The organism is Solibacillus sp. FSL W7-1324 (genome assembly GCF_038008025.1).
Classification (GTDB): domain Bacteria; phylum Bacillota; class Bacilli; order Bacillales_A; family Planococcaceae; genus Solibacillus.
The window spans coordinates 1,460,487-1,475,494 of record NZ_JBBOYH010000001.1; the positions used below are offsets into that span (position 1 = coordinate 1,460,487).

Here is a 15,008-nt window from a genome sequence, read left to right on the forward strand (position 1 = left end):
AAAGGTATAACCGTCAGCACGAACACTCGCCCTCCATTCCAATCAATTTTGCAAAAAATCCGTTTCTTAATAAAGGATTTCCTATTATTTAACGGTCTTTCTACCTATGTCCCAGACTCTTTGATCATATTGGCTTTAACTACGGCTAATAATGGATAAATTCAGTTCATTATACAGTTCGTAAAAACTTTTTTGTTCGGTATTTTCAGCAGAACCAATATACATTAAACTGCTTTTAAATTGCTTATTATTCAATAGTACATCCTGAAATTTATCGGTTGTAATCAGTAAAAACTTTTGTTCACTGTAAGGGTAAATAATAAGCTGATTGTTGGCTGATTCACTATCAATCAGATTAAACAACTTTGTGAAATTCATATGACTTTTTAGCTCTAATTTGTACATGGAAACAAGATTATTTTCATTGATGTGCTTTGTGAAAAAAGTGTTCGCAAGCTGATAAAACTGCTTTGAGTTATAAATCAAAACATTTTGAGAAGTATTCAATTCACCAGGTATATAGGATTTATGTCGTTCGATTACCTGCCCGCATAGTGTCATTAAATCGCCGTATAGCAAGCTCGCCTCAGGATGCTTCCTGATAATCCGATAGAAGTGTCTTGCTAAAAACGAAGTATACATAATTTCATTTGATTCGTTGAATTTTTTTAACAATGAAGACATTGCAAAAACGGCCATTTCGTAATTTTGCTTTAAGAAGTTTGTACTTGCCTGAATGGAATGGACAAAGACAACTTCCGCATCGTTTTTACAATGTTCAATATACCAGTTGAACTGGTCGATATATTTATGGGCTTCTTCAAAACTACCAACTTCCAAAAGGGCAGTAACGAGCTGTAGCTGTGCATTGCATTCGTAAAATAATCGGTCCTCTTTCAATTCCAAAGCATAGAAGTATGCACTCTTTGCGTATTGAACCGCTTCCAGTTTGTTGTTATTTTCAAGTGCATGGATGCTTAATAAATAGTGGCACATAGACAAATTTTGAGGGAAAGAATCCGTATCGATTGTGTGAATGATCGAGTTGATCAGCATATCGCTTTGTGGTATGGAAGAAACGATCGAAGCAAAGTTAACACAGCATACTAACGCTTCTGTCACATGTTCCGGGTTTTTAGATCGTTCTATGATGGCCAAAATAAATTGAAGCTGTTCAAATGCTTCATCAAACTGTTTGTTAGCATAGAAAGTTTTAAATTGCTTTATGCTCAGTGTTAATGAACGTTCGATCAATCGCAATTCGTTGTTTAAACTATGTTGTACTGATGTCTCGCAACTTGTATGCATTGTTAAAACTCCTTTTGATGTATTAAATAATACCGATTTGTGCGATCAATAGTATCTTTTATCAATTGACTGAAGTAAGAGCCGACAAAAATATGTTCTTTTAATCGTTTAAGAAATTGATTATGAATATAATTGATAGTCTGACTGGATGGGGATTCAATATGATTGTTTTCGTAAAAGTTTATTAATTCCAAAGGTAATTCGGGTTCGAAACCGCTTTCTTCAATAAGACTTTGGATTGTCTGCTTTAATTTACTTTTTAATAGAACAGAAAATAATAAACAAATTAAAGGATCATTGCATTTTCTCTTTTTAAATCTTTGCAGCTCGTATTGCTTAATGATTATTTCATGAAGATATGACTGAAAAGGATAGTGAAAACGTATATTATCATCCGATATTAATTGGTCATCATCCATAGTTAAATATGTATACAGATTATAAACAAATTGATAATAAAAATTATAATTTTGATTATAATCTTCTAATTGAATGTCCAGAGACGGGTTGTTTGACAAAAGTTGCTGAAATTCTGAATATTTACCTTCAGGAACAAAATAATAGTTGTGGAAATTCAATGAATATCAGCCTTTCTAATATGAAAATTATTACATTATAAATTGTACAGAAACTTTAACAGTATATCAAACTTATCTATCCGCTAATTACATAAAAAAAGAGCTAACATAGAAAATTAGCTCAAATTCGAAGAGAAATTTATTATTCAGTTATTGCTTCAGTTTCCAGCTTTACCTTTTTCAGTTCAGGGTGAGCCATTTCTAAAATCGAAGGACGTAGTAATAATAGAACTATACCAATTAAAATCAGTCCGCTGACGATTAAGATATACTGAGCCGGAATGAACTCGTATAAAATGCCAAATACAAGTGTCCCGACAGGCATAGCACTCATCGCCATCATTTCGATAATCCCAAAAACACGTCCCCGGTATTCCTCTTCAATTGAAGTTTGCATCAACACACCAAGCGGCGTATTTGTGATGACACCCAATGCTCCGAATAAAAACATGATGATTAAATAATAGATGAAATTCATCATTGCCGAAAATGTGATCATAAGCGGCAGGGCCGATAAAATGACGACAACAGAAGAGGAAAAAACAGATCGTTTAACTGTAAGTAATGGGAATTTGACGGTTGTTCTTGATGCGAAATAAACGGATGTTATTAAAACGCCGATTGCACCACCAGCTTCTGTAAAACCGATATACTTTGGATCTAACTTCAAAATCGTCAATAAAATATAATCTCCGCCAACATTGATGGCTGTGAAAAATAAGTTTAGCCAAAGTGCAGTCCATAAAATGGCTTTAATAATCGGTTTTGAATTGACATAGCGAAAGCCGGCTTTGAAGCTTTCAAACATTGATTCTTTTTCCGCATTTTCTTTAACGCTTTCTTTCTTATAAAGAACAAAATTCATTGTAGATTCCAACAGAAGTGTGATGACAGAAGCTGCGATAAAGATAATAAGGAACATTTCCATCGAAACAAAACCAAACAACATCCCACCGAAGATCGGTCCGCCAATACCTGAAATAGAATAGGACAACTGATTAAAACTCATTGCCTTCTGAAGTCGAGCTTCATCGACAAGATTGGCAATTGAAGCGGAAAATGCGACTCCTGAAAATGTACTGAAAATACTATTGAATACTGTAGCGATATATATTGCGATTAAAGATAATCCAAATTCATGTGTGTAAAGCAATAAACCGCTAACTGTAAGTATTACGCCGGTTTGCCCGCTGAGTACAAGCCATTTCCTAGGTAAACGATCCCCTAATAGACCTGCAATCGGTGACATGATTGTGCGCGGCAAGTAGCTTAAAATAATATTTGTCGCAAAACTAAGCGAAGAACCTGTCATCGATAAAATGTACATACTGATACCAAAGCTGTATACATGTGACCCGAGCGCACCAATCATTTTGCTTATTAGAAACGTGTATAAATGATACGTTGCTCTTTTTAATTTCTGCTGTTCACTCATAAACAAAACCCCTTTGTTTAATTTAATTAAACTTATTATATGGTGTGGAATTTTGAAATGCAATACAAAAGTTTAATTAAATTAAAAATATTTTGAGGTGTTAGAATTTATTTTCTACAAAATGTTTAATCAGGTTAAAATATTAGCCTTTTGTATGATTTTTGGTAAACTGTATTTAATGAGGTGACGACGTGTTGAATATTGGTGCCAAAATAAAAGAACTAAGAAAAGAGCGCAAGATGACGCTTGCCCAAGTAGCGGGAGATCGAATTACAAAAGGGATGCTGAGTCTGATTGAAAACGGAAAGGCACAGCCATCAATGGAAAGCCTTCAACATATTGCAAGTCAGCTCGGCATCGACGTATCCGAGCTCATGCAAACCGAAAATCATCAGCAAATAAAAGATTTATACCGGGATGTTGAAATAAAACGTTTAGCACTCAATAAAGAGCATGATGATAAAAAAGTAAATGAAAAAGTGCTCGAACTGTATCATTTAATCCATCCATTTTATGAGAATGGCAGCCTTAAAGGGGCAACTTTTGAGGAAGTGCGCATTTACGAAGTGTATTTAACAATGCGCTACTTTGCGAAAATGGATTTATCCGAAAAGCCATTTGCCAAGTTAATCAAAATGTATGAGCAAGTACATGGCTATTCGAAAATATTGAATATTTATGCCCGGATGGGGAATATTAAGTTTATGGAAAAAGATTATGCTGCAGGTCTGCACTATTTACATGAAGGGGAAAAGTATATCGAGAAATATGGGGATCTGATAGACGACCTTGAAAAACTCGATTTATACTATAATATTACGGTTTCCTATGCAGCACTGAATGATGATGTTCAAATGGAAGTTTATTTGGAAAGAGCTTTAAAATTAGCAAAAGAAAAGAAAATCGTTTATCGGTTAAATGATTTTTACCGCTTTTTGTTTTTCATTCACTGTTCAAATGAAGAAGGGGAAAAGGCTTTTTATTATTTAAAGAAAATCCGGGCATTCGCAGAAATTATGGAAGACCCGACTGAAACCCTTATGGAGCAGCTTGTAACACTTCTTTATACAAATCAAATCGAAAAAGATTACGAGAAAACAGTAGCAACCCGATTTGAAAATAATTTTGTTTTAGAGGGCTTTTCATACAGCACGGACATTTTCTTTAGTGGGCAATATGGCTATGCCTATTACATGCTTGAGCGATATGAAGAAGCATTGCAAACATTAAAGGACATCGAAATATTGGAATACAATCAACATCCGATTGATTTATCGATGATGTACCGTGCATTTGCTGTTAGGGCTTTATGTTACTTCAAACTGGGAGATAAGGAAAATGCGAAACGTGATATTTTATATGCAATGGATGGTGTAAAAGGTTTGAAAGTCACAAGAGAAATCCAGTTCATTATCGATGCATATGAAGAAATAATATAATAAGAAGAAGACACGGATAATCATAAAGATTTCCGTGTTTTTCTTTACTCTTAGTTTAAATTACTCCATTTGTTTCAAAATATATTCCACACCATACTTCATCTACAAGAGTTCTAATCATTATATTGAATGAATAAATTAGTAGAGTGAGTTCAATTTTTGTGAGATGGAGGAATGAAGATGATCAAACGAGTAAATCCAGAATTTTTAGCCGGTTTAGAAGCATTTACAGACTTTGATTTTAAAGTAGAGCACTTGGAAACGATGCGTGAAGGTATGGCCCAGGCGGTATTGCCGTTAACGAGCACTGATACAGTGAATATTATTAATAAAACCATAACTGGCATTGATGACAATGAAATTCGTGTTCGTATTTACAAACCTGCTCACCAGGAACAAGAATTACCTGTTTTATTGTGGATTCATGGCGGAGGTTACGTACTGGGCAGCATTGAAGACAATGATCACCTTTGTGTACAAGTTGTCGAGACGGCGAACTGTGTCGTTGTTTCCGTTGATTACCGTTTAGCCCCGGAATATCCATATCCTGCACCGCTTGAAGATTGCTACAGTGCGCTTGCATGGATTGCGGACAATGCAGCAGAACTGCAAGTGGACAAGAACCGTATCGGCGTAGCGGGTGCAAGTGCCGGTGGTGGTTTGACAGCTGGTTTAACTTTACTGGCACGTGATCGTGAATATCCTTCAATTTGTTTCCAGATGCCACTTTACCCGATGATTAACGATAGCAATGATACACCTTCTGCGAATGAAATTACGGATGGCATGATTTGGAACCAAAAAACGAATGATTTTGGCTGGAAATGTTATTTAGGCGAATTGCACGGTCACGATGAAGTACCGATTTATGCTGCACCGGCAAGGGCAGAGGATTATCGCAATCTTCCATATACGTATACATGTGTTGGTCAATTGGATCCTTTCCGTGACGAAACCATTACGTATGTAACTAAACTGGCACAGGCAGGGGTTGATGTGGAATTTCATTTATATCCCGGCGCATACCATGGCTTTGAATCACTGAACCCACAGTCCGAACTTGCTCAGAAAGTAATTAAAGAATATGTAAATGCGATTAAAGTAGGCTTTGACCGCGTGAAAGCAACTGCTGACCAAGTGGAAGAAGTAAAATAAATTTATTAAGAATGATTTCCACATCGGATTTCATTCTTTTTTATGTGGGTAAAGTGGGAATGTCTTTAAGTTGAAAATATTTGCATATATCTGCTGTACATATGTTTGTGATAAATGTATAAGCATGGTATAAGTGTAAATGAATTTTAATCCGGGATTCCAAACATTAAAGGAAGTGAATGTATGTCAAAAATTTTAATTATAGAAGATACGGAAACGATAAGAGAAGAATTGAAAACCTTTTTAAACACATATGGATTTGATACAAAAGCACCGACAAACTTTGAACATATTATTCAGGAAACACTAAACGAAGCACCGGATCTTATATTGCTGGACATCAACCTTCCCATTTTTGATGGTTACTATATTTGCAGAGAAATAAGGAAGCAATCGGATGTGCCGATTATTGTCGTGACGAGCAGGGATAACGAGATGGATGAACTGATGAGTATGAATTTAGGCGCGGATGATTTTGTCACAAAACCATATAACACTCAAATTCTTTTGGCAAGAATCGAAACCATACTAAGAAGAGTCCAGGGGTCAAGCATGCGGGATACCCTTGTTTATAATGATTTAAAGCTCAATTTATCCAACGGGTCTGTTACTTATCAAGGGGAGAAGGCAGAGCTCACGAAAAATGAGATTAAAATCCTTTCCTGCCTATATAAAAATAAAGGAAAAATCGTCTCAAGGGATGATCTTATGGATTTTATGTGGAACGCAGATGTTTTTGTAGATGATAATAATTTATCGGTCAATGTTACGAGATTAAGAAAAAAACTCGAAGCATTGGGTATGGAAAAAAACATTGAAACGAGACGCGGGTTAGGATATATACTTCCATGACACTTAAAGAATATGTTAAAGACAGAACAGTTTTCCTACTCACTAATTTCATATTATTTATCATTGTTGGCGGCATTATGTTGCTTGTCGGGATAAATAGTCAAACAGTCCTTCTTATTTTCTGTATTTGGTTTTGTCCTCTTATCTTATATATGTGGATCGAATATTTTAAGCAGAAAGTTTTTTATGATGAGTTAACTAGTATTACAGAAAACTTAGATCAGAAATATTTGCTGCCGGAAGTAATGAAAGAGCCGGAAACTGTGGAAGGCAAGGCATTGTATGAAGTATTGCGTCAGGCAAATAAAGATATGCATGAGCATGTAAAGAGTTACCGGGACCGGGAAAACGAGTATAGGGAATATATTGAAACATGGATTCATGAAATTAAAACACCGATTGCCTCCACACGGCTGATCATTGAAAATAATCAAAACGACGTGACACGAAATATTCAAGAGGAAATTAAGAAGATTGAAGAATATATCGAGCAGGTTCTCTATTATTCAAGAAGTAATAATGTGAGCAAGGATTATCTTATTAAAGAGGTACCTTTAGTTGACCTTGTAAGAAAAGTTATAAAGAGAAATTCAAGAGACTTTATTAGTAAAGGGATTTCAGTTAACCTTGAAAAAGTTGAAGGGACCGTTTTCAGTGATGCGAAATGGCTGGAATTTATCCTGAATCAGCTGATCGGGAATGCGATTAAGTATATCCGTGAACGAAATGGAAAGGTAATCATCCATACGGTCCGAAATGAACATAATATTGTTCTGACGATCCAGGACAATGGGATTGGCATTACAGAAAAGGATATCCACCGGGTTTTTGAAAAAGGGTTTACCGGGGAAAATGGAAGGCAAGTTGGGAAGTCTACCGGTATCGGTCTTTATTTATGTAAAAAACTAGCAGATCAGCTTGGCCTGGGTCTTACGATCACATCAAAGGCGGGGGAAGGAACAAAGGTGAGTATTATTTTTCCTTTAACGAATGTAAACTTCATGCAGTAATAGACATAGAATAGCGGATTTATAGCGATTGTACATTACAATAGCTATAAGTCCGTTTTTCAATTTTAGGCATCGGGTCCTCCAATGGCTGGCGGAGTTAATGGGCGCTTTTGTTTATAATCTTGCAAAAATGTCACTTTAATAAAATATAAACCAATATGTCTTCCCATTACCTATTGATAAGATACAGTTAGAAATCAATTAGGGGGAATAAAAAATGAAAAAAGCCATTGCAATATTAGGAATCTTTCTGTTAGGTCTTGGGATTTTCCTAGTGTATGAATATGTTTCAGAGCCAAAAATAGTAGAGGGCGTCATGGCAAAAACGATTGATGAAAAGGGGAAACCTGCTGATATAACAAATACGTTTACATCAGGTGAAAAAATATATTTTGCCGCGAAGAGAAATCGATTCTGGACTAATAAGGCAGAAGTTGTTTGGTATAAAGGTAAAATTAAAACAGCGAACCGATTTGTAGTGGAGGAAGAAGTAACTGTAAACGATGCGAAATATTTCATTGCCGAGCTATCTGTTCCGGAAGGTCTTGAAGAGGGGCATTACGGTGTCACGATATATGTAAAAGGGAAAAAAATTATGGAAACACAGGCCGAATTTGATGTGAAAAAATAGATCTATCTTGGAGGAAACGTATGCAACCGATATTAAGCGTAGAAAAAATCGAAAAATACTACGGAAACAAAGGCAATATTACAAAAGCGATCGATAATATTAGCTTTACCGTAAATGAAGGCGAGTTTTTAGGAATCATGGGACCTTCAGGGAGCGGAAAGACAACGCTTCTGAATTGTATTTCGACAATTGATCAGGTGACAACTGGCAAAATTATAATCAATAATCAGGATATTACAACATTAAAGAAGAAAGGGCTTGAAGCATTCCGACGTGACGAGTTAGGTTTTATCTTTCAGGATTTTAATCTGCTGGATACGCTGACAGCTTATGAAAACATCGCTTTGGCTTTGACGATTCAAAAAAGAGAGGCAATGGAAATCGACCAACTTATTAAAGATGTTGCGGAAAAGCTTGATATTACGGGCATCCTTAGTAAATATCCATTTCAATTGTCAGGTGGGCAAAAACAAAGGGTCGCATGTGCCAGAGCGATTGTAACGGAGCCTTCCCTCATCTTAGCCGATGAACCAACAGGTGCACTCGATTCAAAATCATCACGATTATTGCTGGATTCTTTTGAAAAACTGAATAAAGAATACCAGTCAACAATTTTGATGGTTACCCATGACTCGTTTACTGCAAGTTATGCCAATAGAATATTGTTTATAAAAGATGGTCGGATCTTTAATGAGCTCGTGCGCGGAAATGATACGAGAAAGGAATTCTTCAATAAAATCATTGAAGTGGTGACTTTACTTGGAGGCGATGTCGGCAATGTTCTCTAAAATCGCATTCAATAATGTAAAGAGAAGCTTTAAAGATTATTCAATCTATTTTCTGACATTGACTTTAGGTGTTTGTATTTTTTACAGTTTCAACTCTCTTGACTCGCAACAAGCAATTCAGGAAATGAACCAAAATAGTGTATTTCGTGAATCATTAGAATTGCTCATGTCTGGAACATCAGTATTTGTATCAGTTGTTCTTGGAGGTTTGATAGTATATGCCAATAATTTTTTGATCAAAAAAAGGAAAAGAGAGCTTGGCTTATACATGACATTAGGTATGTCAAAAGGGAAAATCTCGAGAATTTTAATTGTCGAAACGCTTCTGATCGGTGTCGTCTCTTTAGTTGCGGGTATTGGACTTGGGGTAATTGTATCGCAAGGCTTATCGGTACTGACGGCAAACATCCTATCTATGGATATCAAGAAATATACATTTGTTTTTTCACTTGGCGCCATGATCAAATCAATTGTTTACTTTGGTATCATCTATTTACTCGTCATGATTTTCAACCAGTATACGATTTCCAAATACAAATTGATCGATATGTTAAATGCCTCTAAACGTAACGAAGAAGTAAAGCTGAAAAATTCTGTCGTATCCGTGCTAACATTTATTCTATCTTTGGCTTTTTTAGTATTTGCCTATAGTAGAATTCTGAAGACCGGTTTAAACGCTGCAAGTATGGAATTGATCATCACAGTTTTGGCTGGGGTGTTTGGAACACTTTTATTCTTTTTCAGCCTTTCGAGCTTCTTTATCCATATTGTGCAAAAGAATAAGAGATACTATTTGAAAGATATAAATATTTTTGTCCTAAGACAAATAAACAATAAGGTCAACACGAACTTCCTTTCCATGACAATTATCTGTCTCATGCTTTTCTTAACAATCTCCCTCATCTTTACTGCTTTTGATTTAAAAGGAACAATCGATAAAAACTCGGCTAAAACGTTTCCTTTTGATGCTTCGGCATTTCTTGTAGCTGACCAGGACGAAGGGGAATCTGAAGTGAATAATATCAAAAACTATTTAAATGATATTGACTTTACATTTGAACCGAATGAAAAACATGCCTTTTTTAATGAATACCTTCTTGATTTATCAATCGAGGATTTGTTGTCCAAGTATTTAAGTGAACAGGAACAGATTGCTATACAGGAAAATTACTTGTATGGTCCGGTATCTGCTATAAAAATATCGGATTATAATGCAATTCTTGATCTGAAGGGGCAAGAGCATTTTGATTTAAAGGATGATGAGGTACTTGTTGTATCAAGCTATGGCGAGATCATTCAAGCTTTGCCAGAGTATATGAAAAATGAAGAAAATATTATAATTGAAAATAAAGCCTATACACTAAAGAATGATGTGGCTATTGATGAAAATATAAGAATTAACAAGGGCAGTAAGTTCTTTTATCTTATCATTCCTGATAATTTTAAGGGCAACCTTCAATTAGAATTCTCAAGTTTTAACGTAGTATATGAAGAGCGCTCCTTTGAAAAATCAGAAGAGAAATTTTCAAATCTATTTTATGAGCTTGAAGAAAATAAATACAGAAACATTCGTCCCGGTTTAGTTATCGGAAGTACAATCGATCAAATAAAAGAGCGGGAAAATGGTTCTGCGGCATTATTTATATTCCTTGGTTTATTTTTAGGGCTCGTCTTTATTGTATCGAGCGCGGCTGTTATGGCATTGCAGCAGTTATCTGATGCAAGTGACAGTTTGGGACGCTATATAGCACTGAAGAAAATCGGTGTTACGGATAAAATGATAAACGGGGCGATATTAAAACAATGCCTCATCTATTTTTTACTCCCGCTTGGTCTGGCTGTCATTCATTCCATTATCGGTATTAAGGCGGTCAGCGGAATGTTCCATTTCAACTATGAAAGTATACTAGTCAGCTCAGTAATCCTTGTCATCATTTATGGCGGGTATTTCTATGCAACTTATATCGGTGTGAAGAACATTGTTAAAGGCAGTAATTAGGAAATATGAATGGCTATAACTAAAAAAGAACGAATTTCCGAACAGGGAATTCGTTCTTTTCAAATTGTTCTCTACCGATTATGAATTAATATCGTGAATCACTTTTTCCAGAAATTCACCCATTCGTTTTACAGTTGACTCTGAAAAGTCAAAATCAACGCCGGTTTCTTTATAAATCGCTGCAATGGATTGATTGTAATCGGCACTTGCACCTTTTTTATAAAATTCGACAGCTTGCTTTGGATTCTGTTGATAATTTTCAAGTAATTGCAGTGCACCGAGCATCGACATCGAGTATTCAATATCGTAGAAAGGATATTGGATAAAATGAAGTGTCCCGATCCAGCTCATGCCAATTTCTTCTTCAAACCCGGCTGTATCAACGGGGTTCAAGCCGTATCGTTTTAAAATTTCAAAGTACTTTTCGTCACGTTCCTTAGCGGTATGTTGAGGATTTGTATACATCCAGTGCTGGAAAAGGTCGCCTGACAATGGGCCGAATAACATCGTAAATGCCCGTCTTAGTTCTTCACGTTGCGCACTTTTGAATTCCTCTTCTTCCGGATAAAACAGATCAAACTTATCCAATAACAATAATTCCATTCCGTGTGAATACAATTCAGCTACTTCCGCTCGCCACTGGAATTCTTCGATAGGGCCTTGTTCCGAAGCTTGGAGATAACCATTTACCGCGTGACCCATTTCATGAATGAGTGCAATAAGCGAGAAAAAGGATGGACTAAAATTTGCAAAAACGAACGTATCTCCGGAAACTGGTAAAGGGACACAGAAACCACCAGGACTTTTACCTTTACGGTCCCCAAGATCAAGCAACCCATTTTCACTCATGTACTCCAAACGGTCTGAAAAATACGGATCTGTTTTTCCTAACATTTCAGCAACGCCATCCACAAGCACGGATGTTTCCGTATAAGGAGGATTTTTCAGCAGTTTAGCGGTGTTATCCCATGGGCGATATGAGTCGACACCAAGTTTGGATTTAAAAACATTTGCAAGCCGATTCCAGGCAGGAATGATATGCTTTTCAACATTTTCATGAAAGTCATAACAATCTTCAATACTATACTCACGGTTTTTTGCAACAAACATATAATCACGATAATTATTAAAACCCGCATTGACTGCAATCTGGTGGCGCAGCTGAACGAGCTCATCCATGAGTGCATCCGTTTCAGGTTTAATTTGACGGTAGGCAGCTCTAATTAAATGATAGGCTTTTTCCCGAACACTTCTGTCTAAATTATCAAGCTGTGATTCGATAAACGGGAAAGGTTTTTCTTCTCCGTCCCATTCAACTGTAAGTCCGCCCATGATTTCACTGTACTTTGTGCTTAGTTCTTGTTCCTTTACAAACAGTGGGATATTTTCTTCTCTAAACAGTTTTACTTTTGACTCTCTAAAATTGCGCATCAAACCGTAACGCTTATCATCTAACTCTTTGAAATAAGGGGATTCGCAGCATTTTTTATTTAGCTTTGCTTCGTATTTCATCATCAAAGGCTGAATGACTTGCTGATCGTGAAGGTATGTTGATTTAATATCCGGATCCTCTGTATTTCGGTAGAAGTCGACAAGGTGGCCTGTCAATGCTTCTTCAATTTCAAAGCGTAATGCCTTTTCTTCCTCAATCCAATTCTCCAGGTCAGTTATGGAATCAATCGAAACATCAAGTAATCGTTGAAACTGTGCTTCAATTTGTTCAACTTTTTTTAAATCAATTAATTGTTTGTAGTAGTTAATACTTTTCGCTTGTGACATAAATAATTCTCCCTCTAGCTTCAGATTATTTAGACTAATGAATTAATTATATTATAGATTACTAGTCATTCATTCTTTTTTTGAAAAATAAATTACTAAATGTTAATAATGTATCGAGAACAGTTTGAAATGAAGAAATAAAAGGAAAACATGTTCTTTTAAATTCGTATTGTTCCTCAATTTGTTTAGCGTGATAAGGAGAGAGAAAGCTCTTTACTGGCTATTGCTCCCAGGCTGATTTACAATTTTGAAAAGAAGGACCAAACTGCGCGTTTTGTGTAGTATAATCTTCATTACTATGTATTTTAAAGAGAAAAGGAGTTTTGGCATGAAAATCGAGGACTGGTTAAATAAAGAAACATCAACTATTGCAAATAAGTTAATCGACTATAATAAAAAACATATTGAAGTTGAAAAATCGATTGGATTCACGGGCCGTGATCAAATCCATCATATTTTGGATAGTTTTTATGAGATTTTCTTCCCGACAATCTATAATCAAGGTGTTGTCGATGAAACACGTACATTAATGAAATTAAATAATAATCTTCGTCAATCAGCATTGGATTTGCGTGATATTATCGAAAAAGTATTAGTCTACCAAAACTTTGATAATTGTGATGGCCAATGCCGAGAAAAAGCGGATCATGTTGTGATGAAGTTAATGGACCGTTTCCCGGAAATCCGTGAAACGATTCAAACAGATATTCAAGCTGCTTATAACGGAGATCCGGCTGCTACATCAACTGAAGAAATCATGTTAAGCTACCCGTCGATTCGTGCTGTATTTATCCATCGTATCGCACATGAACTATATAATATGGATGTCACAATCGTTCCACGTATCATGTCTGAATATGCACACCAGTTAACAGGAATCGATATTCATCCAGGTGCGAAGATCGGCCATTCGTTTTTCATTGACCATGGTACAGGTGTCGTAATTGGAGAAACATGCACAATCGGCAACAACGTTAAAATCTATCAAGGTGTAACATTAGGTGCATTAAGCTTCCCGCTCGATGAAAACGGAAACCCGATAAAAGGTGTAAAACGTCATCCGAACATTGAGGACAATGTTGTCATCTATGCCGGTGCAACAATCTTAGGTGGGAAAACAACAATTGGCCATGACACAGTGCTTGGCAGTAATATTTGGTTGACATATTCGGTGCCGCCATATTCACGTGTTTATAATTCTCAGCCATCACCGAATATTAGTAACAGTAAAGAAGTTGTAATCGAGTACGAAATTTAATTTGAATTGAGCGAGGTGAAGTGATTAAAACTTCATCTCGCTTTTTTTATGGTGAAGTGGGGGATTTTTCTTATCGAAGGCTATAAAAAAAGGTATAAGCAGAACACGAAAATAAATTTTTAATTTGTTGTTGACCTTTATTAATACACATGATATATTTATCTCAAGTTCGAGATATCTAGTTTCGAAATTTTATTTTGAGTATATATCTTGAAATCGAGATAAATTGGAGGAAATTATAAAATGACAACATTTACAGTAGATCAAACACACTCAACAATCGGATTTGAAGTTAAACACATGATGGTATCAAAAGTTAAAGGTCAATTCAATCAATATTCAGCAAACGTGGAAGCGGCAGACTTAACGGATTTATCTACTGCATCAATCAACTTTGAATTGGATGTAGCAAGCATTAATACGAACAATGAAGATCGCGATAACCACTTGAAATCAGCGGACTTCTTCAGCACTGATGAGTTTGGGAAAATCACGTTTACAGCAACAAACATTGTAAAAGATGGCGATGACTACAAAGTGACTGGTGACTTAACAATTAAAGATGTAACAAAACCGGTTACATTTGAAGTTGAATACGGTGGTAAAGGTACGAACCCATGGGGCGTAGAAGTATACGGTTTTGAAGCTGAAACTAAAATCAACCGTGAAGATTTCGGTTTAACATGGAATGCAGCTTTAGAAACAGGCGGCGTACTAGTAGGAAAAGATATTAAAATCAAAGTAGAGTTAGAATTAAACCCTGCTGCTTAATATTG

At 35.9% G+C, this 15,008-nt stretch carries 12 protein-coding genes; 9 read left to right on the plus strand and 3 right to left on the minus strand.

Translation table 11 applies throughout. The features are described from left to right. Window positions 1-135: 135 nt before the first annotated feature. Together MKY71_RS07035 and MKY71_RS07040 are read right to left on the minus strand one after the other, a co-directional pair. On the minus strand, window positions 136-1,308 hold the full coding sequence (locus MKY71_RS07035) for a hypothetical protein (RefSeq protein WP_339176053.1): 1,173 nt from the start codon (window positions 1,306-1,308) through the stop codon (window positions 136-138). Window positions 1,309-2,028: 720 nt separating this feature from the next. Then, window positions 2,029-3,321 (minus strand): MFS transporter, encoded by a 1,293-nt coding sequence (locus tag MKY71_RS07040; RefSeq protein WP_340731991.1) that lies wholly within the window; start codon window positions 3,319-3,321, stop codon window positions 2,029-2,031. 191 nt (window positions 3,322-3,512) lie between these two features. On the opposite strand from MKY71_RS07040, the gene MKY71_RS07045 reads away from it, so the two are divergent. The 7 genes from MKY71_RS07045 (at window position 3,513) to MKY71_RS07075 (ending at window position 11,195) form a co-directional block, all read left to right on the plus strand. Next, window positions 3,513-4,760, plus strand: coding sequence for a helix-turn-helix transcriptional regulator (locus MKY71_RS07045; protein WP_340731992.1), 1,248 nt, complete (start codon window positions 3,513-3,515; stop codon window positions 4,758-4,760). 180 nt (window positions 4,761-4,940) lie between these two features. Then, window positions 4,941-5,915 carry an alpha/beta hydrolase gene (locus MKY71_RS07050; RefSeq protein ID WP_340731993.1) on the plus strand — a complete coding sequence of 325 codons (975 nt, stop codon included), beginning with the start codon at window positions 4,941-4,943 and terminating at the stop codon, window positions 5,913-5,915. A 183-nt stretch (window positions 5,916-6,098) separates the two neighbouring features. Then, a complete protein-coding gene (locus tag MKY71_RS07055; protein WP_339176060.1) occupies window positions 6,099-6,767 on the plus strand; it encodes a response regulator transcription factor in 669 nt (222 codons plus the stop codon). Then, on the plus strand, window positions 6,764-7,777 hold the full coding sequence (locus tag MKY71_RS07060; protein ID WP_340731994.1) for a sensor histidine kinase: 1,014 nt from the start codon (window positions 6,764-6,766) through the stop codon (window positions 7,775-7,777). The genes MKY71_RS07055 and MKY71_RS07060 overlap by 4 nt, the downstream gene beginning before the upstream one ends. A 217-nt stretch (window positions 7,778-7,994) precedes the next feature. Further along, entirely contained in the window at window positions 7,995-8,408 is a 414-nt protein-coding gene (locus MKY71_RS07065) for a hypothetical protein (RefSeq protein WP_339176062.1), read from the plus strand. Between the two features lie 20 nt (window positions 8,409-8,428). Then, complete coding sequence (locus MKY71_RS07070; protein WP_339176063.1) at window positions 8,429-9,196, plus strand: ABC transporter ATP-binding protein; 768 nt, start codon at window positions 8,429-8,431, stop codon at window positions 9,194-9,196. Then, on the plus strand, window positions 9,186-11,195 hold the full coding sequence (locus MKY71_RS07075; protein ID WP_340731995.1) for an ABC transporter permease: 2,010 nt from the start codon (window positions 9,186-9,188) through the stop codon (window positions 11,193-11,195). Before MKY71_RS07070 ends, MKY71_RS07075 begins: the two co-directional genes overlap by 11 nt. A 78-nt stretch (window positions 11,196-11,273) precedes the next feature. Here the strand turns inward: MKY71_RS07075 and MKY71_RS07080 are convergent, their stop codons facing one another. Continuing rightward, window positions 11,274-12,974 carry a M3 family oligoendopeptidase gene (locus tag MKY71_RS07080; protein ID WP_340731996.1) on the minus strand — a complete coding sequence of 567 codons (1,701 nt, stop codon included), beginning with the start codon at window positions 12,972-12,974 and terminating at the stop codon, window positions 11,274-11,276. A 328-nt stretch (window positions 12,975-13,302) separates the two neighbouring features. On the opposite strand from MKY71_RS07080, the gene epsC reads away from it, so the two are divergent. Both epsC and MKY71_RS07090 read left to right on the plus strand, forming a co-directional pair. Beyond that, the gene (epsC, locus tag MKY71_RS07085) at window positions 13,303-14,232 is read left to right on the plus strand and encodes a serine O-acetyltransferase EpsC (RefSeq protein WP_339176067.1); all 930 of its coding nucleotides are present in this window, start codon (window positions 13,303-13,305) and stop codon (window positions 14,230-14,232) included. Window positions 14,233-14,475: 243 nt separating this feature from the next. Next, complete coding sequence (locus MKY71_RS07090) at window positions 14,476-15,003, plus strand: YceI family protein (protein WP_340731997.1); 528 nt, start codon at window positions 14,476-14,478, stop codon at window positions 15,001-15,003. Window positions 15,004-15,008: the final 5 nt, after the last annotated feature.

What these genes read in the sequence shown, in the direction of transcription:
- MKY71_RS07065 (WP_339176062.1), top strand. Translation starts at nt 7,995, where the DNA reads ATGAAAAAAGCCATTGCAATATTAGGAATCTTTCTGTTAGGTCTTGGG.
- MKY71_RS07040 (WP_340731991.1), bottom strand. Translation starts at nt 3,321, where the DNA reads ATGAGTGAACAGCAGAAATTAAAAAGAGCAACGTATCATTTATACACG.
- MKY71_RS07055 (WP_339176060.1), top strand. Translation starts at nt 6,099, where the DNA reads ATGTCAAAAATTTTAATTATAGAAGATACGGAAACGATAAGAGAAGAA.
- MKY71_RS07050 (WP_340731993.1), top strand. Translation starts at nt 4,941, where the DNA reads ATGATCAAACGAGTAAATCCAGAATTTTTAGCCGGTTTAGAAGCATTT.
- MKY71_RS07070 (WP_339176063.1), top strand. Translation starts at nt 8,429, where the DNA reads ATGCAACCGATATTAAGCGTAGAAAAAATCGAAAAATACTACGGAAAC.
- MKY71_RS07060 (WP_340731994.1), top strand. Translation starts at nt 6,764, where the DNA reads ATGACACTTAAAGAATATGTTAAAGACAGAACAGTTTTCCTACTCACT.
- epsC (WP_339176067.1), top strand. Translation starts at nt 13,303, where the DNA reads ATGAAAATCGAGGACTGGTTAAATAAAGAAACATCAACTATTGCAAAT.
- MKY71_RS07035 (WP_339176053.1), bottom strand. Translation starts at nt 1,308, where the DNA reads ATGCATACAAGTTGCGAGACATCAGTACAACATAGTTTAAACAACGAA.
- MKY71_RS07090 (WP_340731997.1), top strand. Translation starts at nt 14,476, where the DNA reads ATGACAACATTTACAGTAGATCAAACACACTCAACAATCGGATTTGAA.
- MKY71_RS07075 (WP_340731995.1), top strand. Translation starts at nt 9,186, where the DNA reads ATGTTCTCTAAAATCGCATTCAATAATGTAAAGAGAAGCTTTAAAGAT.
- MKY71_RS07080 (WP_340731996.1), bottom strand. Translation starts at nt 12,974, where the DNA reads ATGTCACAAGCGAAAAGTATTAACTACTACAAACAATTAATTGATTTA.